Origin of the sequence: Pseudomonas sputi (assembly GCF_021603585.1) — a bacterium.
GTDB classification, from domain to species: Bacteria; Pseudomonadota; Gammaproteobacteria; order Pseudomonadales; family Pseudomonadaceae; genus Aquipseudomonas; species Aquipseudomonas sputi.
Window position 1 is genome coordinate 99,233 of the sequence record NZ_BQHI01000005.1, and the last position, 23,145, is coordinate 122,377.

Genomic DNA, 23,145 nt, shown 5'->3' on the forward strand with positions numbered 1-23,145 from the left:
TGTCACCTTCGTGGTGACGACTTAATAATAGTTTGTAATGGATTAATCGCAAGCAAATATTAAGTAGGAATTATCCAGTAATTTTGTCGGAGTGATCTTCGGCTGGAAGTGAGTGTGTAAGTTAAATTTCAGTAAATAAGATATTTGAGGAAATATCCTGCACGTCGGCAGGACGATAAATGTAGGAAAGCCAAGTACAAGACAAAAAAGGGGAGCCCGTGGGCTCCCCTTTCGACCGCGTCAGTGCCGTGCGTTTGTCAGCTGTTAGGCAGCAGGCGGCAGGTGATGCTCTTGATGTAGCGGGTTTCCGGAATGGCCGGGTGTACCGGATGATCCGGACCCTGACCACCACGCTCCAGCAGCTGGATGTTGCGATCCAGGTGACGGGCGCTGGTCAGCAAGATGTTCTGCAGATCGTCTTCCGGCAGGTGCATCGAGCACGAAGCGCTGAACAGGATGCCGTCCTTGTTGAGCAGGCGCATGGCTTGCTCGTTCAGGCGGCGATAGGCGCCTTCACCGTTTTTCAGGTCTTTCTTGCGCTTGATGAACGCAGGCGGGTCGGCAACGATCACGTCGAAGCGTTCTTCGCTGGCCTTGAGTTCCTTCAGGGCTTCGAAGACGTCGCCTTCGATGCAGGTCATCTTGTCGGCGAAACCATTCAGTGCGGCATTGCGCTCGACGCCATCGAGGGCGAAGCCCGAGGCGTCGACGCAGAACACTTCGCTGGCGCCGAATGCGGCTGCCTGCACACCCCAGCCACCGATGTAGCTGTACAGGTCCAGCACGCGTTTGCCCTTGGCGTAAGGGGCCAGGCGGGCGCGGTTCATACGGTGATCGTAGAACCAGCCGGTTTTCTGACCTTGAACGACCGGCGCTTCGAATTTCACGCCGTTCTCTTCCAGCGCCACCCACTCCGGCACCACGCCGAAGACGGTTTCGGTGTAACGCTCGAGGCCTTCGGCATCGCGGGCGGCGGAGTCGTTCTTGAACAGGATGCCGCTTGGCTTGAGCACTTGGGTCAGCGCCGCGATCACGTCATCTTTATGGGCTTCCATGGTCGCGGAGGCGAGTTGTACCACGAGGATGTCGCCGAAACGGTCGACCACCAGACCCGGCAGCAGGTCGGAATCGCCGTAGACCAGGCGATAAAACGGCTTGTCGAACAGGCGCTCGCGCAGCGACAGGGCCACGTTCAGGCGATGCACCAGCAGCGACTTGTCCAGCGCCAGCTTGATGTCGCGCGACAGCAGGCGGGCGCAGATCAGGTTGTTCGGGCTCATGGCGACAATGCCCAGCGGCTTGCCGCCCGCGGCTTCGAGGATCGCCTGGTCGCCGGCCTTGAAGCCGTGCAACGGGGTCGCGGCCACGTCGATTTCGTTGCTGTAGATCCACAGGTGACCGGCGCGCAGGCGACGGTCGGCGTTGGCTTTGAGGCGCAAGCTAGGCAGGGACATGACGTCGCTCCGGAAAAAAGAGCGGGAGTATACCGTGTTGCGCCTCATGCCGGGTTTGGCGTGCGATGAAACGCGCCGGAGCCCTATGCCGACAGCGCCTCGATCAGCGCGTTACTGAACGCCGGAATATCATCCGGTTGACGGCTGCTGATCAGGTTGCCGTCCTTGACCACCTCCTGATCGACCCAGTTCACCCCCGCATTGACCAAGTCGTCCTTGACGGTCTTGTAGCTGGTCATGGTTTTGCCATTGACCAGCCCTGCCGAAATCAGCAGCCAGCTGCCATGGCAGATCACCGCGATCGGTTTGCCGGCGGAGGCACCGGTCTTGACCAGATGCTGGGCGTCCTGATCGATGCGAATGGTGTCAGAGTTCTGCACACCGCCGGGCAGCACCACGGCGTCGTATTGATCAATGCTTGCGCCCTGGAAGGTCTGGTCAACCTTGAAGTCGTCCGCAGGTTTATCGTGGTTCCAGCCTTTGACGCTGCCGGTTTCGGCGGAGAGGATGTCAACCTGCGCTCCAGCCTGCTCCAGTGCCTGTTTGGGACCGGTCAGCTCGACTTGCTCGAAACCATCGGTTACCAGAAAAGCGACGCGCTTGCCGCTGAGAGAAGTCGCCATCGTTAAGCTCCTGAGTCTGTTGGGATTACTGCCCGAGACAGACGTGTATCTGTTCCGGGCACTACAGATTCCGAAGGCGGACGGAAAGTGAAAGTTCCTGCGAATTGCCCGCTGGTGTGTCGTGCGTCGGTTTTTAGAGGTTAGAATCGCCGCCTGTCCCAGAGTGTGTACATATGTCCCAAGAGCTGACCACCGAACAGATTCAACAGTCCCTGCAGGGCATCAGTGTGCCCGCGCAGCCGCAGATCATGGTGGATCTGCAAATGGAGCAGTACATGCCCGACCCGGATCTGGAGACGATCGCCAAGCTGATCTCCCAGGATCCCGGTCTGTCCGGCTCGCTGCTGAAAATCGTCAATTCGCCGTATTACGGGCTGAGCAACAAGATCACCTCGATCAAGCGCGCGGTGAACCTGCTGGGCAGCCGTTCGATCATCAACCTGATCAACGCGATGTCGATCAAGGGCGAAATGAACGATGACACCATCGTCACCCTCAACCGTTTCTGGGACACCGCCCAGGACGTGGCCATGACCTGCCTGACCCTGGCCAAGCGCGTCGGCACCGAGGCGAGCGACGAGGCTTACGCCCTGGGTCTGTTCCATGACTGCGGCGTGCCGCTGATGCTTCAGCGTTTCCCGGACTACATGACGACGCTCGAAACGGCCTATGCCAATGCGGGGGCCGAGCGCCGGGTTGTGGACACCGAGAACGATGTCTACAACACCAACCACTCGGTGGTCGGTTATTACACCGCCAAATCCTGGCGCCTGCCGGAGCATGTCAGCGCGGCCATCGCCAACCATCACAACGCGTTGGCAATCTTCAGCGACGAGACCTCGCGCAACAGTCAGATGAAAAACCTGCTGGCGATCCTGAAAATGGCCGAGCACATCTGCGCGTCGTACCGGGTGCTGGGGAACCAGACCGAAGACTTCGAATGGCAGGCCGTCGGGCCGTTGGTGCTGGAATACATCGGCCTCTCGGACTACGACTTCGAAACGTTGAAGCAGACGATCCGCGAACTTGGCGCACACTGATTCAAGAAGCTGATGATTCGAGGAATTCATGCCTGAACTGCCGGAAGTCGAAACCACCCGCCGCGGCATCGCCCCGCATCTGGAAGGCCAGCGTGTCAGCCGGGTCATCGTGCGTGACCGACGGCTACGCTGGCCGATTCCCGACGACCTCGACGTGCGCCTGTCCGGGCAGCGCATCGTGCTGGTCGAGCGGCGCGCCAAGTATTTGTTGATCAACGCCGAAGTCGGCACGTTGATCAGCCACTTGGGCATGTCGGGCAACCTGCGGCTGGTTGAGGTCGGGATGCCGGCGGCCAAGCATGAGCATGTCGACATCGAGCTGGAATCGGGCCTGGCCCTGCGCTACACCGATCCGCGGCGTTTCGGGGCGATGCTCTGGAGCACCGATCCGCTCAATCACGAATTGCTGATCCGTCTGGGCCCGGAGCCGTTGACCGATCTGTTCGATGGCGAGCGGTTGTATCAGCTGTCGCGCGGGCGGTCGATGGCGGTCAAGCCGTTCATCATGGACAACGCGGTGGTGGTGGGAGTCGGCAATATCTACGCGACCGAAGCGCTGTTCGCTGCCGGTATCGATCCGCGTCGTGAAGCCAAAGGCATTTCCCGGGGGCGCTACTTGAAGCTGGCCATCGAGATCAAACGCATCCTCGCTGCCGCCATCGAGCGCGGCGGCACCACTTTGCGCGATTTCATCGGCGGCGACGGGCAGCCGGGGTATTTCCAGCAGGAACTGTTTGTCTATGGTCGCGGGGGCGAGCACTGCAAGGTCTGCGGTACGGGCCTGCGGGAAATGAAGCTCGGCCAGCGTGCCAGCGTCTGGTGCCCGCGCTGCCAGAGCTAAGCGCAAAAGCTGAAAAAGTCCTACGGTCTATAGTGATTTGTCTCACTGTTCAGCCCGAAGGATCGTGCCATGAAGACCTTGCAAACCCTCATCGTCGCACTGCTGCTGTGCTTCAGCCTGACCGTCCAGGCCACGGAAGGCGGCAGCGGTGACCCGCGTTACGCGATCCAGAATCCACCGGCTTACGCCATGCTCGGCGATCTGCTGATTGCCCGACCATTGCTGGTGGTGGCGACGGTAATCGGTGCCGGGGCGTTCGTCGTGTCGTTGCCGTTCACCGCGCTGGGTGGCGGGATTGGCGATGCGGGGGAGGCGCTGGTCGTGGCGCCGGCGAAAGCGGCGTTCGTGCGATGCCTGGGCTGCACAGGGGAGGGGTTCGAGCAGCGCGAATAGTCCGATCGCAGCCTGGAGCTGCGATCGGATTCAGTGGCTCAAGCCTTGCCGGTGATCTTGCGGTACTTCTCCATCAACTGTTCTTCAGTCTCCAGATGGGCTTCGTCCAGTGGAATGCAATCCACCGGGCAGACCTGCTGGCACTGCGGCTCGTCGTAGTGGCCGACGCACTGGGTGCACAGGTTCGGGTCGATCACGTAGATCTCTTCGCCTTGGGAAATGGCGGCGTTCGGGCACTCGGGTTCGCAGACGTCGCAGTTGATGCAATCGTCGGTGATGATCAGGGACATGCTAACTCCAGCCGGGGCGGGGAGCCCGGGCGCTATGAATCAATGCGCGCAATTGTGCCGCATTGGCGCCCGTAGTGCACGCGGGCGCCGTTTGAACGGTCGTTACTTCTTGAAGCGCAAGGTCAGGGCCTCGGCCACCGCCGGGTGGACGAACTTGCTGATATCGCCGCCCAGGGCCGCGATTTCCCGCACCAGGGTCGAGGAAATGAACGAATAACGTTCGGACGGGGTGAGAAAAAGGCTCTCCACATCCGGTGCCAACTGGCGGTTCATGTTGGCCAGCTGGAATTCGTATTCGAAGTCCGACACCGCGCGCAGGCCACGCAGAAACACGTTGGCGTTCTGCTCTTTGGCGAAATGCGCGAGCAGCGTCGAGAAGCCGACCACTTCCACGTTCGGCAGGTGTTTGGTGACCTCGCGGGCCAGCTCGACCCGTTGTTCCAGCGGGAACAGCGGATTCTTCTTGGGGCTGGCGGCGACGGCGATGATCACATGGTCGAACAGGCGCGAGGCGCGTTCGACCAGATCGCCATGGCCCTTGGTAATAGGGTCGAAGGTACCTGGGTACAACACTCGGTTCATCGCGTCGTCCTGGCGGGAATCCGTTGGGGAGTCGGATGGTATCGCAGCCGTCCCGGTCGGGAAAGTCGCCTGTTGGGTAAGAAAGCACTATAGACGATCGGAATTTTCGTCTTTTTCACGGGTTTCTCAGCCGTTCGCCGAGGGATGTCGCCAGTTGCGCCGTCAGACCATACACCGACAACTGCGGGTTGGCGCCGATGCTGGTGGGGAACAGCGAGCCGTCATGAATCGACAGATTACGTAGCTGATGATGACGGCCGAGACTGTCGGTCACGGCGGTTTGCGGGTCTTCGCCCATCGCACAACCGCCCATGACGTGGGCGCTGCCCAGACGTGTGCGATACAGCTCCAGGCTCAGGCTGTCGATCAGCGAGCGGGCTTCGGCCAGGCTGTTCACGTAGCGCGCATCGGCGTGCATCGGCATTACCGCTTTGGCGCCGCCGGCGAACTGGATTTGCGCCATGCTGTGGAAGGATCGGCGCAGGCCGTCCCAGGTGTAAGGCGAAACCGGGTAGTCGAGTACCGGTGAGCCGTCACCCCGCAACTCGACGCTGCCGCCCGGACTGTCCGGGTGAAAACCGTCGCGCAGCAGGGCCAGCATTGCGTGGGTGTGGGGCAGGTCCGCCATGTGTTGCGCGCTTTCCTGACCGAAACCGCCAAGCAATGTGGCGGCCAGCGCCGGGTGCAGCGGCGGCACTTCGAGTTTGTAGGCCATCGGGCCGCGGGTGCCATCCTTCCACTGGAAATGATCCGAGTAGATCGATTGCGGCGCGCCGTAGAACGGGTTGATCACCTCGTCGAAACGCCCGGCGGACATGTTCACCAGATGCAGGAAGGTGCGTTTGCCCAGCCGTTTGTGCGGATCCGGTGCGTCCGAGCGCATCAGCAGGGCAGGGCTGTTGATCCCGCCGCCGGCCAGCACGTAATGCCGCGCCTTGACGGTTATCGTGCGTCCGGTCGGCTCGACACAGCGTTCGTCCATCGCCACGCATTGCAGGCCAGTGACCTTGTCGCCGCTGATCAACAGTTTTTCGGCTCGGGCCAGATAAAGCAGTTCGCCGCCCTTTTCCAGGGTCGCCGGAATGGTCGTGACCATCATCGATTGCTTGGCGTTGGTCGGGCAGCCCATACCGCAGTAGCCGAGGTTCCAGCAGCCGCGCACGTTGCGCGGGATCACGTGCCAGCTGTAGCCGAGCTGTTCGCAGCCTTTGCGGATCACGTCGTTGTTGGCGTTGGGCGGCACCCTCCACGGGGCGACGCCGAGACGCTGCTCCATTTTTTCGAACCACGGCGCCATGTCGGCGGGGCTGTGGCCTTTGACGTTGTGTTCCTTGGCCCAATGTTCGAGGGTCGGCTCGGGGGTGCGAAAACTCGATGTCCAGTTGATCAACGTAGTGCCGCCGACCGCGCGGCCCTGAAGGATGGTGATCGCGCCGTCCTTGCTCATGCGGCCGATGCCTTCCTGATAGAGGCTGCTGTAGGCCTGGTCTTCCAGCAGTTTGAAATCGCTGCTGGTCTTGAGCGGGCCTTCTTCGATCAGCAGCACTTTGTAGCCGGCGGCACTGAGGATTTCCGCCGTGGTGCCGCCGCCGGCACCGCTGCCGATGATGGCGACGTCGGCCTCCAGGGTCAGGTCATCGTTGAGTTGCGCGCCGTTGTAGGTTTTCCAGCCACGGGCAAGGCCTTCGCGAAACGGGTCGGGTACGGGCATCGATCAGGTTCTCTTATTATTGTTTTGCGTGGGTCGCCAGGCTCAAACGGCGGGCGGGCCGGGGTAACCACAATGGGCCCAGGATTCGGCGCGGGAGTACCAGGCCATCATCACTATTTGCTGGAGGGAGCTGTGGCCCATGCGCAGCAGACTCAGCGAGCTGTTTTCCCAGCGCTCGAGGAAGCGACGGATCGCCTCGGGGCCGGCGTTTTCCCAACTGCCCCAGATTCCGGTCAATGGCCCGCGCGTCACCGCCATGCCGAGCACATCGAACAGTTGCCGGGTGAGCTTGAGCATTTCCGGCGACAGGTGATCGAGGCTGTAGTCCAGTGACTGCAGCGTTTCGTCGACAGCCGCGGGCATCTTTTCCACAGCCACGGCGCCATCGAGCATCACGGGAATCAACGCACGCAGAAACAGCAGATCAGCGCTGCGCAACGTGGTGAATCCATTGGCCGAGACACTTGATGAACAGCCGCTGAGGCTGGCGCCGAGCCCGGCAGTGGCGAGAAAAGCTGTGGCGCCCAGGCTGAATTTCAGCAGGCCACGGCGCGACAGGGCAGGTGTTTCGGTCAGGCTTGGGTGCATTGTTGTTATTACCCGGCGGTGACGTTAGCGAATGAACAGTTTCTGGATCAGCTTCTGAATGGATTTGCCGTAGGGCGGGTAGATCAGCTTCGCCGCGTTGAAGCGCTGTTTGACCAGCACGCCCTTGGCCTTGCTGAACGTCAGGAAGCCCTCGTGACCGTGGTAATGGCCCATGCCCGACGGGCCGATGCCGCCGAACGGCATGTCGTCCTGCGCCACATGCAGCAGCGTGTCGTTGAGGCAGACGCCACCGGAATGGGTTTCGCTGAGGACGCGCTTCTGTTCGCGCTTGTCGTAGCCGAAGTAGTAAAGAGCCAGAGGACGTGGCCGCTGATTGATGTAAGCAAATGCCTGATCCAGATCCTGATACGGCACGATCGGCAGCAGCGGGCCGAAGATCTCGTCCTGCATCACCGTCATTTCCTCGCTGACATTCAGCAGCAGGCTGTGCGGCATGCGTCGGCCCTGGCCCTGCTCGAACAGCGGAATCAGCAGCGCGCCCTTGCTGGTGGCGTCGCTGAGGTAGCTGTTGAGCCGCGCCAGCTGTCGTTCGTTGATGATGGCGGTGTAGTCCGGGTTGTCGGCGAGTGTCGGATAAAACCCGCGCACGGCTAGGCGATAGGCTTCGACGAAGCCGCCGATGCGCTCTTCCGGCACCAGCACGTAGTCCGGGGCCACGCAGGTCTGGCCGGCATTGAGGGTCTTGCCGAAAGCGATGCGTTCGGCGGCGTCCTTGAGTGGCACGTCGCGGGAGACGATGGCCGGGGACTTGCCGCCCAGTTCCAGCGTCACCGGCGTCAGGTTCTCTGCCGCTGCGCGCATCACATGCTTGCCGACGCTGGTGGAGCCGGTGAACAGCAGGTGGTCGAAGCGCATTTTTGAAAACGCCACGCCGACATCGGCCTCGCCGAGCACTACGCACACCAGATCCTCCGGGAAGATCCGCGCCAGCAGTTCCTTGAGCAACAAGCCGGTGGCCGGAGTTGATTCGCTGAGTTTCAACATCACCCGGTTGCCGGCCGCGAGGGCGCCGGTCAACGGGCCGATGGCCAGGAACAACGGGTAGTTCCACGGCACGATGACACCGACCACACCCAGCGGCTGGTACACGACTTTCGCCGATGCCGGCTGGAAAGCGACGCCCACTTTGCGTCGCGAAGGTTTCATCCACTGACTGATGTGCTGGCTGGCGTAGTGAATGCCGTGCAGGCTCGGCATCAGTTCGGCGAGCAAGGTTTCATCGGCGCTGCGATGGCTGAAGTCGGAGCTGATGGCGTCGATCAGGGCTTGCCGTTCGTTGCTCAGCAAATCGCGCAGCGCCTTGAGCCATTGCCGGCGCTGGGCTGCGGGCGGCATCGGGTTGGCGGCGTAGGCGGCGCGCTGTGCGTTGAACAGCCGGTTGAGCTCTTCCAGCGGCTGTTGCAGCGTTTGCAGGTAGGCAATATCGGCGGTCATCGGCGACTCCGGAGTTGTTATTGTGAGGAACTTTTTAGAGTCTATGCTCTAGAAAGTCAATTGGCTTCCTTGCGCATCCTGGTTTTATCCCGCTCCGGATAGGTCGTAAGATGCCCCCCAACGCACTCTGAATTAAAGCTCAAGCCATGGCCCCACGGATCAAAACCAGCGAGCGCATCGTGCAGAACAGCCTCGAGCTGTTCAATCAGCAGGGCGAGCGCAGCATCAGCACCAATCACATCGCCGCCCACATGGAGATTTCTCCGGGCAATCTGTACTACCACTTCCCCAACAAGCAGGCGATCATCGCCGTGCTGTTCAGTGAGTACGAAAGCCTGGTGGACAGCTTTCTGCGTCCGCCCCAGGGCCGTCCCGCGACGGTCGAAGACAAGCGCTTCTATCTCAAGGAGCTGCTGTCGGCGATGTGGCGGTATCGGTTTCTACACCGCGATCTCGAGCATCTGCTCGACAGCGATCCGGATCTGGCCGGGCGTTACCGACGCTTCTCCCAGCGCTGCGTGATCCAGGGCGCGGCGATCTACGAAGGGTTCGTTGCCGCCGGAATCCTGAAAATGGACCGGGTGCAGATCGAGTCCCTGACCCTCAACGCGTGGATCATCCTCACCTCTTGGGTGCGCTTCCTGTGCACGACCCGGGAGAACTCCAATTACCTCAGCGAGCAGGCCATCAAGCGTGGTGTGTATCAGGTGCTGGTGCTCGAAGCAGGGTTCGTCACCGAACAGGCCCGCGATGAGGTCAACGCCCTGTTCGAAGAGTTCTACGTGCCGTTGGCCCAGGCCCTCGAAGAAAGACCGTAAGTTCATTTCCTCACTGGAGTCGTTCGCTATGCCGATTGCGCAACTGATCAGCCCGACCGCACTGGATGCCCGCAAGGCGCAACCGGGGCTGGTGATTCTCGATTGCCGTTTTGCCCTCGAAGACCCGGATTACGGCCAGCGCAGCTATGCCGAGGGGCACATTGCCGGGGCACATTTCGCCGATCTTGAACGCGACCTCAGTGGCCCGGTCATCAAGGGCGTGACCGGTCGCCACCCGCTGCCGGAGCCGGCGGTGCTGATTGAGCGCCTGCAAGCCTTCGGCATCGACAGCGACAGCGAGGTGGTTCTGTATGACGACGGCCCGGGTGCCTATGCGGCGCGGGCGTGGTGGCTGCTGGCGTGGCTGGGCAAGCGTGACGGCGTGTTCATTCTCGATGGCGGGCTCAAGGCCTGGCATGCGGCGGGCCTGCCGTTGAGTCTCGATCCGCCGTCAGCGGTGCGGGGCAACTTCAGCGGCCAGCCGGACATGAGCCTGCTGCTCAGCGCCGAGCAATTGCAGCAGCGTCTCGGCCAGCCGGCGTTGACCCTGCTCGATGCCCGCGCCTTGCCGCGTTTCAAGGGTGAAGTGGAACCGATCGACCCGATTGCCGGGCACATTCCCGGTGCGCAATGCGCGGCGTTTACCGACAACCTGGGCAGCGATGGGCGTTTCCTGCCGGCCGATCAGCTCAAGCAGCGTTTCGCCGCGAAACTCGCCGAACGTTCGCCGAGCGATCTGGTGGCGTACTGCGGCTCCGGGGTGACGGCGTGTCACAACCTGTTCGCCCTGTGCCTGGCGGGTTATCCGTTGGGGTCGCTGTATGCCGGATCGTGGAGCGAGTGGATCAACGATCCTGCGCACGGTATCGCCACTGGCGAGTAAACGCTCAGCGATTCAGCCGCGCGCTGCGGTAGGCCGCCGGCCCCACACCGTAAACCTGTTTGAACTGCCGGCTCAGATGGCTCTGGTCGGCAAATCCCAGCTGCGTGGCGACTTCAACCGGCAGGCAGCCGTTCTGCAACAAGCCCCGCGCGCAGGCAATCCGCTGCTGCATCAGCCAGCTGTGCGGCGGCATGCCGGTGGCGCGGCGGAACACCCGGGCGAAGTGGAAGGGCGACAGGTTCACCGCCGCCGCCAGTTCTTCCAGCGAGGGCGGCGCCGCCAGGTGCGCGTGCAGCAACTCCTTGGCCATCGCCACCGCGCGGTGTTCTTTGCCAGGGTTACCGTTGAATTGCACCGCCGCGTGACGTTGCAACAGCAGCATCATCATTTCCCGCCACACTGTTTGCTGTTGCAGCGCGGTGGCGGGGCTTTCCAGCAAGCGATGCAACTGACAGAAACCGTTGACCAGGTCCGGATCGCGATACAGCGTCGCGCCGAAGGCCGGCATCGGTGCGGTCGGCAGTTCCAGTTCATTCAGCAGCCCGACGATCTGCCCGGTGTCGGGATAAAACGCCCGGTACAACCAGCCGTCCTCGGTGCCCTTGTGGCCGTTATGCACTTCATCCGGATTGATCAGCACCAGCGTGCCGCTGCCCGCCAGGTGTTCGGCGCCGCGATAACGGTAGCGTTGGGCGCCGGCCATGATCATGCCGATCACATAACCGTCGTGGACGTGCGGGGCGAAGCGATGCTCGATGTAGCGCGCCGTCAACAGCTCGACCCCGGCCAGAGGCGCGGCCTGCCAGAAACGGATCGACTCGCCCTGATCGTTCATGACCTCACCTGCGCCCTGCGTCGACCAGCCACTGCGGAATCCGTCGCTCCAGGTAATAACCCGGCTGTCGAAGCGTGCCGTCGACGAAACCGACATGCCCGCCCTTTTTCTGCAATTCGAACTGCGTCGTGGTCGACAGCTCACTGGCCTGCGGCAGGCTGTGAGGGAACACGAACGGGTCGTCCGCCGCCTGAATGATCAGGGTCGGCGTACGGATCTCGCCGAGAAAGTAACGGCTCGATGCGCGGCGATAGTAATCCTCGGCATCGGCGAAACCATGCAGCGGCGCGGTCACCCGGCCATCGAAATCCCAGAAGGTGCGCATGTTTTCCAGCGAACCGAGGGCGGCCAGTGCGGCGAGACCGTCCTCGCGCCCGTCGTGCTGGAACTGGCGCTGCTTGTTCTTGATGTAGGCCACCATCTCGCGCATGAAGTGCGCCTGATAGACCTTGGAGAAACCCTGGCCAATACGATCGGCGCATTGATCGAGGCGAAACGGCACCGACACCGCCACCGCACCGAGCACGCCGCTGGCGCTGCCGGTTTCCCCCAGGTGCTTGAGCAGCACATTACCGCCGAGGGAATAGCCGACCGCATACAGCGGCGCCAATGGCCGCTTGGCTTTCAGGTGGCGGAGGGTTTCGGCGAGGTCTTCGCTGGCGCCGGAATGATAGCTGCGCGGCAACAGGTTCGGCTCGCCCGAACAACCGCGCCAGTTCAGCGCGACACTGGCCCAGCCTTGAGCGGCGAGCGCTGCCTGGATTCCGGCGACGTAAGGCGAATTGGAAGAACCGGTCAGCCCGTGCAGCACCAACACCAATGGCGCCTCGGCGCTGTGCGGGCCGTGCCAGTCGAGATCCAGGAAATCGCCGTCGTCCAGCCACAGCCGTTCGCGCTGGCGATCAAGGTGCACGGTTTTTCGCCACAGCGGCCCCCACAAGGTTTGCAGGTGCGGATTGCCGAGGCCGAAGGCGGGGATGAACGGATTAGACGAAGGGGACACGATTGCTCTCGATGCAGCGCAGCGAGCCTCGGTTGAGACCCGCCGCTTTTTCAGGCCGGTCGGTTAACCGGCAATCACTGCCATACGTTGCCACAACGCGTAGTACACCCGCCCGGATTTCTGTTCGCGGTGCAGGCGCCAGTTGCCCGGCAGGCCGAGGGTCGATGGCGCGGTTTCGCTTTCAGTGTAGATCCACGCATCGTCGGCCAGCCATTGGCGCTCTTCCAGCAGCGTGCACACGGCGGGCAGCAGGTTCTGGTTGAACGGCGGGTCGAGGAACACCAGGTCGAACGCGGTCGCGGTCTGGGTTTCCAGGTAGCGCAGCGCATCGGCGGTCTGTACGTGGCCGTTGGTGCAGCGCAGCGTGCCGAGGTGTTCTTTCAGGCTGGAGACCGCGACATGGCTGGCATCCAGCGCCTGGCCCATGGCCGCGCCACGGGATAGCGCTTCGAGAAACAGCGCTCCGCTGCCGGCGAACGGATCGAGCACCTTGGCCCCGGCAACGTAAGGCGCGAGCCAGTTGAACAGGGTTTCGCGCACCCGGTCTGGCGTCGGGCGCAGGCCCGGCGCATCGGGAAAGCTCAGCTTTCGGCTGCGCCATTCGCCGCCGATGATGCGCAACTGGTTCACACCATTGTGCAGTTTTTGTACAGGTTTCTTTGGACTGGCCATTAATGCTCCGGAACCCCGAGCGGCTGCTCGGCAGGTTTATCAGATGGGGCCGGTAACGGCTTTTGCGGCACGGTCGGGCCAGCGCTGACGATGACCAGTTTATCCGTGCTCAAGTGTTTGTTCAGGGCGTCGCGAACCTGCTCGACCGTGAGGCTCTGGGACTGACGCATGAAGTCGTCCAGATAGCTCAGCGGCAGGTTGTAGAAACCCATGGCGCCAAGTTGACCGACGATATCGGCATTGCTCGCGGTGGACAGCGGGAAGCTGCCGGCCAGTTCGCGCTTGGCGTCGTCGAGTTCTTTCTGGGTCGGGCCGGTCTTGAGGTAGTCGGCGAGCACGTCCTGCACCAGTTTCAGGGTGCCTTCGCTCATCTCCGCGCGGGTCTGCAGGTTGATCATGAACGGGCCGCGAGCCTGCATCGGGCTGAAGGCCGAATACACGCCGTAGGTCAGGCCGCGTTTCTCGCGTACTTCGCTCATCAGCCGGGTGCCGAAACCGCCACCGCCGAGGATCTGGTTGCCCATCGACAGCGCGGCGTAGTCCGGGTCGTCGCGGTCGATGCCCAGTTGCGCGATCATCAGGTTGGTCTGCTTCGACGGAAACTCGATGTGGCCGATGCCGGCTTTCGGCTCGGTCGGTTGCGCGACCTTCGCCAGTGCCGGGCCTTTCGGCAGTGCAGCGGATACCTGATCGGCAATCGCCTCGGCTTCGCTGCGGGACAGATCGCCCACCAGCGCGATCACCACGTTGCCGGCCGCATAGGCCTTGGCGTGGAACTCACGCAGTTGCGCCAGCGTGATCTTCGGCACGCTTTGCGCATTGCCGTCGCTGGAGTGAGCGTACGGGTGATCGCCGTACAGACGCTTCATCAGCTCCAGGCTGGCGAGTTTGCCGGGGTTCTGTTTCTGGTATTCGAAACCGGCGAGCATCTGGTTCTTGATGCGCGCGAAGGAATCGGCCGGGAAGGTCGGTTTGCCCACCACTTCCGAGAACAGTTTCAGCGCCGGTTCGCGTTTGTCGGCAGCACTCAGGCTGCGCAGCGACGCGATGGCCATGTCCTTAAAGGCGCCGTTGCCGAAATCCGCGCCCAGGCCTTCGAAACCCTGGGCGATGGCGCCGACGTCCTTGCCCGCCACGCCTTCGTTGAGCATGGCGTTGGTCAGCAGGGCCAGGCCCGGCGCGTTGCCGTCCTGGCTGCTGCCGGCGGAAAAGATCAGGCGCATGTCGAACATCGGCAGTTCGCGGGCCTCGACGAACAGCACCTTGGCGCCTTCGGCGGTGTTCCAGGTCTGCACGTCGAGCTTGCGGCTGGCCGGGGCCTTGCCGTCGAGTTCGGCCAGCGATTGCAGCTTCTGGCTGGACTTGGCGTTATCCAGCGCTTCGCTGGCCTTGGTGTTGTCGCTCGGCGCCAGATAAAACGCGGCGGAGCCGATGATGGCCACGGCGATCAGGCCGAGCAACAGGCGTGGGGTTTTGCGCTCACTCATGAGTCGTCTCCAGTGGCAGGACGTGGGCGACGCTGAGACGTTCGCGGGTGAAATACAGCTTGGCGGCGTTCTGGATGTCTTGCGGGGTGACGCTTTCCAGATCGGCCAGTTCGGTGTCCATCAGTTTCCACGACAGACCGACGGTCTCCAGCTGGCCGATGGCGGTGGCCTGGCTGGTGATCGAGTCGCGCTCGAAGACCAGGCCGGCGATGACCTGGGCACGCACGCGCTCCAGTTCTTCGGCGGACGGTGCGGTGGTTTTCAGCTGTTCCAGCAATTTCCACAGGCCGGCTTCCGCCTGGGCCATGGTCTTTTTCTTCTGGGTGTTCGGTGTGGCCGACAGAGTGAACAGGCTGTCACCGCGAGTGTAGGCGTCGTAGCTCGACGAACCGCCGGACACCAGTTCTTCGCCGCGTTCCAGTTGAGTCGGGATACGGCCGCTGTAGCCGCCGTCCAGCAGCGCCGAAATCAGGCGCAAGGCGTTGACCGAGCGTTTGTCTTCGGCAGTGGCGATGCTCGGGACGTTGAACCCGAGCATCAGGCTCGGCAGTTGGGTCTGTACGTGCAGGGTGATCTGGCGCTCGCCGGGCTCGGCCAGCTCCAGTGGTTTTTTCGCCGGCGGCACGTCGCGCTTCGGGATCGGCCCGAAGTAGCGCTGGGCGAGGGTCTTCACCTCGTCCGGGGTCACGTCGCCGACCACCACCAGCGTGGCGTTGTTCGGTACGTACCAGGACTGATACCAGTGGCGCAGCTCTTCGACCTTCATCCGCTCCAGGTCAGCCATCCAGCCGATGGTCGGGGTGTGATAGCCGCTGGCCGGGTAGGCCATGGCCTTGTAGCGCTCGTAGGCTTTGGCCATCGGCTTGTCGTCGGTGCGCAGGCGGCGCTCTTCCTTGATGACTTCGATTTCCTTGGCGAACTCGTCGGCCGGCAGGCGCAGGCTGGCCATGCGGTCGGCTTCCAGTTCGAAGGCCACGCCCAGACGGTCGCGGGCCAGCACTTGGTAATAAGCAGTGAAGTCGTCGCTGGTGAAGGCGTTCTCTTCGGCGCCGAGGTCACGCAGGATCAGCGAGGCTTCGCCGGGGCCGACTTTTTCGCTGCCCTTGAACATCATGTGCTCGAGGGCGTGGGACAGACCGGTCTGGCCCGGGGTTTCGTAGCTGGAACCGACCTTGTACCAGACCTGCGACACCACCACCGGCGCACGATGGTCTTCGCGCACGACGACCTTCAGGCCGTTGTCGAGGGTGAATTCGTGGGTCGGTTGCGGGTCGGCCGCCAGGGCCGAAAGGGGCAGGCAGACTGTGCTGAGCAGCAGGCCTGCAGCGCGGCGGGCTAGAGCATTCATTCGTTTTTAAACCTGTTGGGCTGCCCGCTTGGTCTTAGCGTCGGCGGGCGAGAGGTAGGGCGTGTCATCGATCATTACCAGTACCGCGCCGTGCCTGATAGTGTGCAGGGCAAGGCGCGAGGAGTGCGGTTTGGTTGTTCCAAATAAGCTCCGAGCAACGCAGCCCTGCACACTATCAGGCCCGGCCCTCCGGGTGGTGCCTGAAAACGGGCCATACTGCGTTGCAGTCCTTGGGAAGGAAAGCACATTCCCTGCGGCCTGCGCCTTGTCTGGCCCGTTTTCAGGCGGCCACGCGGTACTGGTAATGATCGATGACACGCCCTAGGATACTGATCCGTTTTACCGGCGACCACGCCTATCCGGTTTTGAAACCTGATCAGGTTGTATGGGTTTGCGGCAGAAGGCTTTGGTTTGTCAGCTAAACTATGCTTTTTCGCCGATTTTGCCGGCCAGTCCTTCATTAAAACGATTCCTTTGAGGTGCCGTTGGTGCCTCGACAAAATGTTGCGCGTGAACAAGCTGGGTGAAACACAGTCTGTTCTGCATCGAATATTTATTTGCCGGGGCGCCCCTGTGGCGCGTCGCTACCGTGAGATAGCCGTCCTCCATGTTTGGTTCCAACGACGACAAGAAGACCCCAGCTGCGGCTGGCGAGAAGAAAGGCCTGTTCGGATGGCTGCGCAAGAAACCGCAGGAACCCGTCGTCGAACAGCCGACTGCCATTCCTGAGCCGGCCCCTGCGCCCGCTCCCGTCATAGAAGAAGCGCCAGCACCGGTCGTGCTGCCGATCGCCGAGCCGGTGCTGCAACCGGTGGCCGAGGCCGAGCCAGAAGCGCCGGCTGCCGCCGAGTTGCCGCTGACCCCGGCCAGCGAACCGTGGCTGACCTTGCCGGTGGCGGAAGAGCCGGTGGCGCTGGTCGAAGAGGCTGCGCCGCACGTTACGCCGCCGATTCCTGCGCCGGTGGCGTTCACGCCAGAGCCTGTTCAGGCGCCGGTGGTCGAAGCTGCTCCTGTCATTCCAGAGCCCGTGGTCGCTGCACCGGTCGCCCCGATTGTAGAGGCGCCCGAGCCTGCACCTGCACCTGCACCTGCACCGGTTGCGGTCGCGCCAGTCGAAACCCCGGTCGAACCACCGCGCACCGAGGAAACCAAGGCTGGCTTCTTCGCCCGTCTCAAGCAGGGCCTGTCCAAGACCAGCGCCAGTATCGGCGAGGGAATGGCCAGCCTGTTCCTCGGCAAGAAAGCCATCGATGACGATCTGCTCGACGATCTCGAAACCCGCCTGCTGACTGCCGACGTCGGCGTCGAGGCGACTTCGGTGATCATCCAGCGCCTGACCCAGAAGGTTGCCCGCAAGGAACTGGCCGATTCCGACGCCCTGTATAAATCCCTGCAGGCCGAGCTGGCGGCAATGCTCAAACCGGTCGAGCAGCCGCTGAAGATTGCTTCGCAGAACAAGCCGTTCGTGATCCTGGTAGTCGGCGTCAACGGCGCCGGCAAGACCACCACCATCGGCAAACTGGCGAAGAAACTGCAGCTGGAAGGCAAGAAAGTCATGCTGGCGGCCGGTGACACCTTCCGTGCCGCGGCTGTCGAGCAATTACAGGTCTGGGGCGAGCGCAACAAGATTCCGGTGATTGCCCAGCACACGGGCGCGGACTCGGCTTCGGTGATCTTCGACGCCGTGCAGGCCGCCAAGGCCCGCGGCATCGACGTGTTGATCGCCGACACCGCCGGTCGTCTGCACACCAAAGACAACCTGATGGAAGAACTGAAAAAGGTTCGCCGAGTGATCGGCAAGCTCGACGCCGACGCGCCGCACGAAGTGTTGCTGGTGCTCGACGCCGGCACCGGTCAGAACGCCATCAACCAGGCCAGGCAATTCAACCAGACCGTCGAACTGACCGGCCTGGCGCTGACCAAGCTCGACGGCACCGCCAAGGGCGGGGTGATTTTCGCCCTGGCCAAGCAATTCGGCCTGCCGATCCGCTACATCGGCGTCGGTGAAGGCATCGACGATCTGCGTACCTTTGAAGCCGAACCCTTTGTCCAGGCACTGTTTGCCGAGCGGGAGCGTTCATGATTCGTTTCGAACAGGTCGGTAAGCGCTACCCGAACGGTCACGTCGGCTTGCATGAGCTGAGCTTTCGAGTCCGTCGCGGCGAGTTCCTGTTTGTCACCGGCCACTCCGGTGCCGGTAAATCCACATTGTTGCGCCTGTTGCTGGCGATGGAACGTCCGACCAGTGGCAAGCTGCTGCTCGCCGGGCAAGACCTGAGCACCATCAGCAATGCGCAGATTCCGTTCCTGCGTCGGCAGATCGGTGTGGTGTTCCAGAATCATCAACTGTTGTTCGATCGCACGGTGTTCAACAACGTCGCGCTGCCGTTGCAGATTCTCGGGCTGTCCAAGGTCGAAATTGCCAAACGCGTCGATTCGGCGCTGGAGCGCGTGGCGCTGTCGGACAAGGCCGAGCTGTATCCTGGCGATCTGTCTACCGGTCAGCAACAGCGCGTCGGCATTGCCCGCGCCATCGTTCACCGTCCGGCCTTGCTGCTGGCGGACGAACCGACCGGTAACCTCGACCCGCGTCTGGCCGCCGAGATCATGGGCGTGTTTGAAGACATCAACCGTCTGGGCACTAGCGTGTTGATCGCCAGTCACGACCTGGCGCTGATCGCGCGCATGCGTCATCGCATGCTGACCCTGCAACGCGGCCGATTGATCGGCGACGGGGAGGCTGGCGTATGAGTGCGACACGTAGTCCGAAGGTTTCCGAGCGTGTGGCCCCGAAGGCCGCCGATCCGCAACCGCCAAAGAAGAAAAAGCACGACGATGACGACGGCCCGGATTTCGCCACGTTGTTCCGTGCCTGGGTCGAAAGCCATCGCGCCAGCTGGATCGACAGCCTGCGCCGTCTCGGCAAGCAGCCGATCGGCAGCTTCTTCACCTGCATGGTGATGGCGGTTGCGCTGAGTCTGCCGATGGGCCTTTCGCTGTTGCTGAGCAACGTTGAGCGTCTGGGCGGTTCGTGGCAGCGCGCGGCGCAGATCTCGCTGTACCTGGAGCTCGAGGCCAGTCCGGCTCAGGGCGAAGCGTTGCGTGATCAGATCAAAGGCATGCCGGGCGTAGCTGATGCTGAATATGTCGGCCGCGATCAGGCGCTGGAAGAGTTCCAGCAGCAGTCGGGCCTGGGCGAAGCCCTGCGCGAGCTGCCGGAAAACCCGCTGCCGGGCGTAGTGCTGGTGACGCCGAACGAGGTCGACAAGTCGACCCTGGAAGCATTAAGACAAAAACTATCCGAGCTGCCGAAGGTACAACAGGCGCAACTTGATCTAGTCTGGGTCGAGCGTCTGGCCGCCATCCTCAAGCTCGGTGACCGTTTCGTGTTCGGTCTGACGGTGTTGCTGGTTTCCGCATTACTTTTGGTGATAGGCAATACCATTCGTCTTCATATTGAAAACCGCCGCACCGAGATAGAAGTGATTAAACTCGTCGGCGGCACCGACAGCTATGTGCGTCGTCCCTTCCTTTATATGGGCGCGCTGTATGGCTTCGGTGCGGGGCTGCTGTCCTGGGGTGTATTGGCGTTCGGCCTGAACTGGCTGAACGACGCGGTGGTCGGGCTGGCCGGCTTGTACGGCAGTGATTTCGCACTGGCCGGTGTGCCAGTTGCCGACGGTCTGTCGCTCTTGCTTGGCGCGGTGCTGTTGGGTTATATCGGTGCATGGATTGCAGTCGCACGTCATCTCAGGGAGCTGGCGCCGAAGTAGAATCTTTTTTGCGCGTGATTGACCTTTCAGTGGTTAAGGAAACTTTCATTTGAGTTTCCGGTCAATTTTTCGCAATGCTGAAAAGCATGAGTATGTAAGTCGGAGGTTTTTCCGTATGTCCAATTCTTTGCAACCTGCGTATGCATTGGTTCCAGGCGCAAACCTGGAAGCCTACGTGCACACCGTCAACAGCATTCCATTGCTGACGCCGGAGCAGGAGCGTGAACTGGCCGAGAGTCTCTACTATGAGCAGGATCTGGGGGCGGCTCGGCAGATGGTGCTCGCCCACCTGCGGTTTGTCGTACACATTGCCCGTAGCTATTCCGGCTACGGTCTGGCTCAGGCTGACCTGATCCAGGAAGGCAACGTCGGCCTGATGAAGGCCGTGAAGCGTTTCAACCCGGAAATGGGCGTGCGTCTGGTGTCGTTCGCGGTGCACTGGATCAAGGCCGAGATTCACGAATTCATCCTGCGCAACTGGCGGATCGTGAAAGTCGCGACCACCAAGGCGCAGCGCAAGCTGTTCTTCAACCTGCGCAGCCAGAAGAAACGTCTGGCCTGGCTGAACAACGAGGAAGTCCACCGTGTGGCGGAAAGCCTCGGTGTCGAGCCGCGTGAAGTGCGTGAGATGGAAAGTCGCCTGACCGGCCATGACATGGCCTTCGACCCGGCTGCCGAAGCCGACGACGACAGTGCTTTCCAGTCGCCGGCCAATTACCTGGAAGACCACCGGTACGACCCGGCGCGTCAACTGGAAGATGCCGACTGGAGCGACAACTCCAATCACAACCTGCACGAAGCGCTGGAAGTGCTGGATGAGCGCAGCCGTGACATCCTCTACCAGCGCTGGCTGGCAGAAGAGAAAGCCACGCTGCACGACCTGGCGCAGAAGTACAACGTGTCGGCCGAGCGGATCCGTCAGCTCGAGAAGAGCGCGATGAACAAGCTCAAGTTGTCGATTGCCGCGTAACCGGTAGTCCGGCAATAAAAAACGCCCCGATCAGTGATGATCGGGGCGTTTTTGTTTGCCTGTCAGAAAGTCATTGGGCCCAGGGCGCCCGGCGTGAATCATCGAGTGTCAGCAGGTAGCTGTCGCCACCCAGCTGGCTCATCTGCTGGCGAATCCAGCCGGCTCGACGCGACACGTAAGCGGTCGGATGACTGGCGCTCCAGACCCGCGGATTCGGCAGCACTGCCGCCAGATAACTCGCCTGCTGCCGCGACAGCGACCTGGCGCCTACGCCAAAGTGATGCCTCGCTGCCGCTTCGGCGCCAAACACGCCGTCATCCCACTCGACGCTGTTCAGGTACACCTCGAGAATCCGCTGTTTGGGCCAGAACACTTCGATCAGCGCAGTAAACCAGGCCTCCAGGCCCTTGCGCAGATAGCTGCGGCCCGACCACAAAAACAGATTCTTCGACACTTGCTGGCTCAAGGTGCTGGCGCCGCGAATCGAACCGCCGAGTTCGTTGTGGGCCAGTGCGGCCTTGATCGCACTCAGGTCAAAACCCCAGTGCTCGGGGAATTTCTGGTCTTCGCCGGCAATCACCGCGACCTTCAGGTCATCGGAGATCTCGCTCCACGGCTTCCAGGTGCGTTGCAGGTCGATCGGCTCGCCGTCGACCCAGGATTCGATCTTGCGCTCGACCATCAGCGCCGTGAACGGTGGCGGCACAAAGCGAAACAGCAACACCAGCAATACGCTGCCGCCTGCAAACCAGAGCAGAGCCTTCGTGAAACGACGGAGAAATAAACGCAGCATAGAGATGGCTTGGCCGAACCGGTTGAGCGGGCCATTATACAGACCCTGCCGATCGAGTCTGACTGGAGTTCTACATGCTGCGTAGCTTTCTGATGCTGGCTGCCTTCTTTGGTTTCACCGGCGTCGGCCTCGGCGCATTCGCCGCTCATGGCCTGAAAAACCGCCTGACCCCCGAGTACCTGGCGATCTTCCACACCGGCGTCACCTATCAGCTGGTGCACGCACTGGCGCTGTTCGGCGTGGCGCTGCTGGCCACGCAGGTTCAGGGTCGGTTGATCGCCTGGGCCGGAATTTCGTTCAGCGTCGGCATCCTGCTGTTCTCCGGCAGCCTGTACCTGCTGACCACCCTCGGCATCGGCAAGCTCGGCATCATTACCCCGTTCGGCGGTCTGGCATTCCTGATTGGCTGGCTGTGCCTGGGGCTGGCCGCCTGGCGCCTGTATCCAACCGCTTGACGCATGGTGCTGACCTTTAGGTCATGATCGGGCTAGAATGCCACCCCCTAAAAAGTGATGGCGGCGTTGCGCATGCGCATTCAGTTGAACGGTGAATCCTTTGAACTGCCCGACGGTGAAACCGTTGCGGCCCTGCTGACCCGTCTGGATCTGACCGGACGCCGCGTCGCGGTCGAACTCAATCTGGATATCGTCCCGCGCAGCCAGCATGCCGACACCACGCTCAATGACGGCGACAACGTCGAAGTGGTGCACGCCATCGGCGGCGGCTAACCGTCCGGCCTGCATGGGCCGAGAATTCTGCAAGACCCTCACCCCAACAGAGGATTCCCCATGAGCATCGTTCGTAGCGACAAGCCTTTCGTTCTGGCCGGTCGTACTTACCAGTCGCGTTTGCTGGTCGGTACCGGCAAGTACCGTGACATGGAAGAAACCCGCCTGGCCATCGAAGCCTCGGGTGCCGAGATCGTCACCTTCGCCGTGCGCCGCACCAACCTGGGCCAGATCGAAGGCGAGCCGAACCTGCTCGAAGTGCTGTCGCCGGATCGCTACACCTTCCTGCCGAACACCGCCGGTTGCTACGACGCGGTCGAAGCCGTGCGCACCTGCCGCCTGGCCCGTGAGCTGCTCGACGGCCACAACCTGGTGAAGCTGGAAGTGCTGGCCGACCAGAAAACCCTGTTCCCCAACGTGATCGAAACCCTCAAGGCCGCCGAAGTGCTGGTCAAGGAAGGTTTCGACGTGATGGTCTACACCAGTGATGACCCGATCATCGCCCGGCAACTGGCAGAAATCGGCTGCATCGCGGTGATGCCGCTGGCCGGCCTGATCGGTTCGGGCCTGGGGATCTGCAACCCTTACAACCTGCAGATCATCCTCGAAGAAGCGAAAATCCCGGTGCTGGTGGATGCCGGTGTCGGCACCGCTTCCGACGCCACCATCTCCATGGAGCTGGGCTGTGACGCCGTGCTGATGAACTCGGCCATCGCCCACGCCCAGCAGCCGGTCATGATGGCCGAAGCCATGAAACACGCGATCGTCGCGGGCCGCCTGGCCTACCTCGCCGGCCGCATGCCGAAAAAACTCTATGCCAGCGCCTCTTCGCCGCTGGATGGTCTGATCAAGTAAGAG

The 23,145-nt window shown here is 62.0% G+C and carries 25 protein-coding genes; 12 read left to right on the plus strand and 13 right to left on the minus strand.

Annotation, left to right across the window (positions count from 1 at the left end; all coding sequences use genetic code 11):
- Positions 1 to 257: 257 nt before the first annotated feature.
- Positions 258 to 1,454 (minus strand): class I SAM-dependent rRNA methyltransferase, encoded by a 1,197-nt coding sequence (locus L6D81_RS09175; RefSeq protein WP_074690133.1) that lies wholly within the window; start codon positions 1,452 to 1,454, stop codon positions 258 to 260.
- Positions 1,455 to 1,537: 83 nt separating this feature from the next.
- Entirely contained in the window at positions 1,538 to 2,077 is a 540-nt protein-coding gene (locus tag L6D81_RS09180) for a type 1 glutamine amidotransferase domain-containing protein (RefSeq protein WP_236178799.1), read from the minus strand.
- 227 nt (positions 2,078 to 2,304) lie between these two features.
- On the opposite strand from L6D81_RS09180, the gene L6D81_RS09185 reads away from it, so the two are divergent.
- The 3 genes from L6D81_RS09185 (at position 2,305) to L6D81_RS09195 (ending at position 4,351) form a co-directional block, all read left to right on the plus strand.
- Positions 2,305 to 3,117, plus strand: a complete 813-nt coding sequence (locus L6D81_RS09185; RefSeq protein WP_163976907.1) for an HDOD domain-containing protein — start codon at positions 2,305 to 2,307, stop codon at positions 3,115 to 3,117.
- A gap of 28 nt (positions 3,118 to 3,145) precedes the next feature.
- A complete protein-coding gene (gene mutM, locus L6D81_RS09190) occupies positions 3,146 to 3,958 on the plus strand; it encodes a bifunctional DNA-formamidopyrimidine glycosylase/DNA-(apurinic or apyrimidinic site) lyase (protein WP_236178800.1) in 813 nt (270 codons plus the stop codon).
- Between the two features lie 69 nt (positions 3,959 to 4,027).
- Positions 4,028 to 4,351 carry a multidrug transporter gene (locus tag L6D81_RS09195; RefSeq protein ID WP_236178801.1) on the plus strand — a complete coding sequence of 108 codons (324 nt, stop codon included), beginning with the start codon at positions 4,028 to 4,030 and terminating at the stop codon, positions 4,349 to 4,351.
- 38 nt (positions 4,352 to 4,389) lie between these two features.
- Here the strand turns inward: L6D81_RS09195 and L6D81_RS09200 are convergent, their stop codons facing one another.
- From L6D81_RS09200 to L6D81_RS09220, 5 genes are all read right to left on the minus strand, one after another.
- Entirely contained in the window at positions 4,390 to 4,641 is a 252-nt protein-coding gene (locus tag L6D81_RS09200) for a YfhL family 4Fe-4S dicluster ferredoxin (protein ID WP_236178802.1), read from the minus strand.
- Positions 4,642 to 4,743: 102 nt separating this feature from the next.
- Positions 4,744 to 5,223, minus strand: a complete 480-nt coding sequence (coaD, locus tag L6D81_RS09205; protein WP_007953414.1) for a pantetheine-phosphate adenylyltransferase — start codon at positions 5,221 to 5,223, stop codon at positions 4,744 to 4,746.
- Between the two features lie 115 nt (positions 5,224 to 5,338).
- Complete coding sequence (locus L6D81_RS09210; protein ID WP_236178803.1) at positions 5,339 to 6,934, minus strand: GMC family oxidoreductase; 1,596 nt, start codon at positions 6,932 to 6,934, stop codon at positions 5,339 to 5,341.
- A 42-nt stretch (positions 6,935 to 6,976) separates the two neighbouring features.
- Positions 6,977 to 7,522, minus strand: coding sequence for a twin-arginine translocation pathway signal protein (locus tag L6D81_RS09215; RefSeq protein WP_236178804.1), 546 nt, complete (start codon positions 7,520 to 7,522; stop codon positions 6,977 to 6,979).
- A 24-nt stretch (positions 7,523 to 7,546) separates the two neighbouring features.
- A complete protein-coding gene (locus tag L6D81_RS09220; RefSeq protein ID WP_236178805.1) occupies positions 7,547 to 8,977 on the minus strand; it encodes a coniferyl aldehyde dehydrogenase in 1,431 nt (476 codons plus the stop codon).
- A 146-nt stretch (positions 8,978 to 9,123) separates the two neighbouring features.
- On the opposite strand from L6D81_RS09220, the gene L6D81_RS09225 reads away from it, so the two are divergent.
- Positions 9,124 to 9,795: a TetR/AcrR family transcriptional regulator gene (locus tag L6D81_RS09225; RefSeq protein ID WP_236178806.1), complete on the plus strand. Its 672-nt coding sequence runs from the start codon at positions 9,124 to 9,126 to the stop codon at positions 9,793 to 9,795.
- Positions 9,796 to 9,823: 28 nt separating this feature from the next.
- The gene (locus tag L6D81_RS09230; protein WP_236178807.1) at positions 9,824 to 10,678 is read left to right on the plus strand and encodes a sulfurtransferase; all 855 of its coding nucleotides are present in this window, start codon (positions 9,824 to 9,826) and stop codon (positions 10,676 to 10,678) included.
- A 4-nt stretch (positions 10,679 to 10,682) separates the two neighbouring features.
- On the opposite strand, the gene L6D81_RS09235 is transcribed toward L6D81_RS09230, so the two are convergent.
- From L6D81_RS09235 to L6D81_RS09255, 5 genes are all read right to left on the minus strand, one after another.
- Positions 10,683 to 11,513 (minus strand): AraC family transcriptional regulator, encoded by an 831-nt coding sequence (locus L6D81_RS09235; protein ID WP_236178808.1) that lies wholly within the window; start codon positions 11,511 to 11,513, stop codon positions 10,683 to 10,685.
- 4 nt (positions 11,514 to 11,517) lie between these two features.
- The gene (locus tag L6D81_RS09240; RefSeq protein WP_236178809.1) at positions 11,518 to 12,516 is read right to left on the minus strand and encodes a hydrolase; all 999 of its coding nucleotides are present in this window, start codon (positions 12,514 to 12,516) and stop codon (positions 11,518 to 11,520) included.
- Positions 12,517 to 12,579: 63 nt separating this feature from the next.
- Positions 12,580 to 13,188: a 16S rRNA (guanine(966)-N(2))-methyltransferase RsmD gene (rsmD, locus tag L6D81_RS09245; protein ID WP_236178810.1), complete on the minus strand. Its 609-nt coding sequence runs from the start codon at positions 13,186 to 13,188 to the stop codon at positions 12,580 to 12,582.
- Positions 13,188 to 14,675 (minus strand): M16 family metallopeptidase, encoded by a 1,488-nt coding sequence (locus L6D81_RS09250; RefSeq protein WP_236178811.1) that lies wholly within the window; start codon positions 14,673 to 14,675, stop codon positions 13,188 to 13,190. Before L6D81_RS09250 ends, rsmD begins: the two co-directional genes overlap by 1 nt.
- Positions 14,668 to 16,023 (minus strand): M16 family metallopeptidase, encoded by a 1,356-nt coding sequence (locus L6D81_RS09255; protein ID WP_236178812.1) that lies wholly within the window; start codon positions 16,021 to 16,023, stop codon positions 14,668 to 14,670. The genes L6D81_RS09250 and L6D81_RS09255 overlap by 8 nt, the downstream gene beginning before the upstream one ends.
- A gap of 607 nt (positions 16,024 to 16,630) precedes the next feature.
- On the opposite strand from L6D81_RS09255, the gene ftsY reads away from it, so the two are divergent.
- The 4 genes from ftsY (at position 16,631) to rpoH (ending at position 20,766) form a co-directional block, all read left to right on the plus strand.
- Entirely contained in the window at positions 16,631 to 18,106 is a 1,476-nt protein-coding gene (gene ftsY, locus L6D81_RS09260) for a signal recognition particle-docking protein FtsY (RefSeq protein WP_236178813.1), read from the plus strand.
- Complete coding sequence (gene ftsE, locus L6D81_RS09265; RefSeq protein ID WP_007953396.1) at positions 18,103 to 18,774, plus strand: cell division ATP-binding protein FtsE; 672 nt, start codon at positions 18,103 to 18,105, stop codon at positions 18,772 to 18,774. Before ftsY ends, ftsE begins: the two co-directional genes overlap by 4 nt.
- Positions 18,771 to 19,796, plus strand: a complete 1,026-nt coding sequence (ftsX, locus tag L6D81_RS09270; RefSeq protein WP_236178814.1) for a permease-like cell division protein FtsX — start codon at positions 18,771 to 18,773, stop codon at positions 19,794 to 19,796. The genes ftsE and ftsX overlap by 4 nt, the downstream gene beginning before the upstream one ends.
- Positions 19,797 to 19,911: 115 nt before the next feature.
- Positions 19,912 to 20,766: an RNA polymerase sigma factor RpoH gene (rpoH, locus tag L6D81_RS09275; RefSeq protein ID WP_007953393.1), complete on the plus strand. Its 855-nt coding sequence runs from the start codon at positions 19,912 to 19,914 to the stop codon at positions 20,764 to 20,766.
- Between the two features lie 70 nt (positions 20,767 to 20,836).
- Here rpoH and mtgA read toward each other — a convergent pair whose 3' ends face one another.
- The gene (gene mtgA / locus L6D81_RS09280) at positions 20,837 to 21,559 is read right to left on the minus strand and encodes a monofunctional biosynthetic peptidoglycan transglycosylase (RefSeq protein ID WP_236178815.1); all 723 of its coding nucleotides are present in this window, start codon (positions 21,557 to 21,559) and stop codon (positions 20,837 to 20,839) included.
- A gap of 74 nt (positions 21,560 to 21,633) precedes the next feature.
- On the opposite strand from mtgA, the gene L6D81_RS09285 reads away from it, so the two are divergent.
- The 3 genes from L6D81_RS09285 (at position 21,634) to L6D81_RS09295 (ending at position 23,142) form a co-directional block, all read left to right on the plus strand.
- Complete coding sequence (locus tag L6D81_RS09285; RefSeq protein ID WP_236178816.1) at positions 21,634 to 22,014, plus strand: DUF423 domain-containing protein; 381 nt, start codon at positions 21,634 to 21,636, stop codon at positions 22,012 to 22,014.
- 72 nt (positions 22,015 to 22,086) lie between these two features.
- Positions 22,087 to 22,287, plus strand: a complete 201-nt coding sequence (thiS, locus tag L6D81_RS09290; RefSeq protein WP_007953386.1) for a sulfur carrier protein ThiS — start codon at positions 22,087 to 22,089, stop codon at positions 22,285 to 22,287.
- A 60-nt stretch (positions 22,288 to 22,347) separates the two neighbouring features.
- Positions 22,348 to 23,142, plus strand: coding sequence for a thiazole synthase (locus L6D81_RS09295; protein WP_236178817.1), 795 nt, complete (start codon positions 22,348 to 22,350; stop codon positions 23,140 to 23,142).
- The last annotated feature ends 3 nt before the right edge of the window (positions 23,143 to 23,145 follow it).

Bases quoted from the DNA above. Each gene is read 5' to 3' on its own strand.
- L6D81_RS09175 (WP_074690133.1), bottom strand. From the start codon at position 1,454: ATGTCCCTGCCTAGCTTGCGCCTCAAAGCCAACGCCGACCGTCGCCTG.
- L6D81_RS09180 (WP_236178799.1), bottom strand. From the start codon at position 2,077: ATGGCGACTTCTCTCAGCGGCAAGCGCGTCGCTTTTCTGGTAACCGAT.
- mutM (WP_236178800.1), top strand. From the start codon at position 3,146: ATGCCTGAACTGCCGGAAGTCGAAACCACCCGCCGCGGCATCGCCCCG.
- L6D81_RS09195 (WP_236178801.1), top strand. From the start codon at position 4,028: ATGAAGACCTTGCAAACCCTCATCGTCGCACTGCTGCTGTGCTTCAGC.
- L6D81_RS09200 (WP_236178802.1), bottom strand. From the start codon at position 4,641: ATGTCCCTGATCATCACCGACGATTGCATCAACTGCGACGTCTGCGAA.
- coaD (WP_007953414.1), bottom strand. From the start codon at position 5,223: ATGAACCGAGTGTTGTACCCAGGTACCTTCGACCCTATTACCAAGGGC.
- L6D81_RS09210 (WP_236178803.1), bottom strand. From the start codon at position 6,934: ATGCCCGTACCCGACCCGTTTCGCGAAGGCCTTGCCCGTGGCTGGAAA.
- L6D81_RS09215 (WP_236178804.1), bottom strand. From the start codon at position 7,522: ATGCACCCAAGCCTGACCGAAACACCTGCCCTGTCGCGCCGTGGCCTG.
- L6D81_RS09220 (WP_236178805.1), bottom strand. From the start codon at position 8,977: ATGACCGCCGATATTGCCTACCTGCAAACGCTGCAACAGCCGCTGGAA.
- L6D81_RS09225 (WP_236178806.1), top strand. From the start codon at position 9,124: ATGGCCCCACGGATCAAAACCAGCGAGCGCATCGTGCAGAACAGCCTC.
- L6D81_RS09230 (WP_236178807.1), top strand. From the start codon at position 9,824: ATGCCGATTGCGCAACTGATCAGCCCGACCGCACTGGATGCCCGCAAG.
- L6D81_RS09235 (WP_236178808.1), bottom strand. From the start codon at position 11,513: ATGAACGATCAGGGCGAGTCGATCCGTTTCTGGCAGGCCGCGCCTCTG.
- rsmD (WP_236178810.1), bottom strand. From the start codon at position 13,188: ATGGCCAGTCCAAAGAAACCTGTACAAAAACTGCACAATGGTGTGAAC.
- L6D81_RS09250 (WP_236178811.1), bottom strand. From the start codon at position 14,675: ATGAGTGAGCGCAAAACCCCACGCCTGTTGCTCGGCCTGATCGCCGTG.
- L6D81_RS09255 (WP_236178812.1), bottom strand. From the start codon at position 16,023: ATGAATGCTCTAGCCCGCCGCGCTGCAGGCCTGCTGCTCAGCACAGTC.
- ftsY (WP_236178813.1), top strand. From the start codon at position 16,631: ATGTTTGGTTCCAACGACGACAAGAAGACCCCAGCTGCGGCTGGCGAG.
- ftsE (WP_007953396.1), top strand. From the start codon at position 18,103: ATGATTCGTTTCGAACAGGTCGGTAAGCGCTACCCGAACGGTCACGTC.
- ftsX (WP_236178814.1), top strand. From the start codon at position 18,771: ATGAGTGCGACACGTAGTCCGAAGGTTTCCGAGCGTGTGGCCCCGAAG.
- rpoH (WP_007953393.1), top strand. From the start codon at position 19,912: ATGTCCAATTCTTTGCAACCTGCGTATGCATTGGTTCCAGGCGCAAAC.
- mtgA (WP_236178815.1), bottom strand. From the start codon at position 21,559: ATGCTGCGTTTATTTCTCCGTCGTTTCACGAAGGCTCTGCTCTGGTTT.
- L6D81_RS09285 (WP_236178816.1), top strand. From the start codon at position 21,634: ATGCTGCGTAGCTTTCTGATGCTGGCTGCCTTCTTTGGTTTCACCGGC.
- thiS (WP_007953386.1), top strand. From the start codon at position 22,087: ATGCGCATTCAGTTGAACGGTGAATCCTTTGAACTGCCCGACGGTGAA.
- L6D81_RS09295 (WP_236178817.1), top strand. From the start codon at position 22,348: ATGAGCATCGTTCGTAGCGACAAGCCTTTCGTTCTGGCCGGTCGTACT.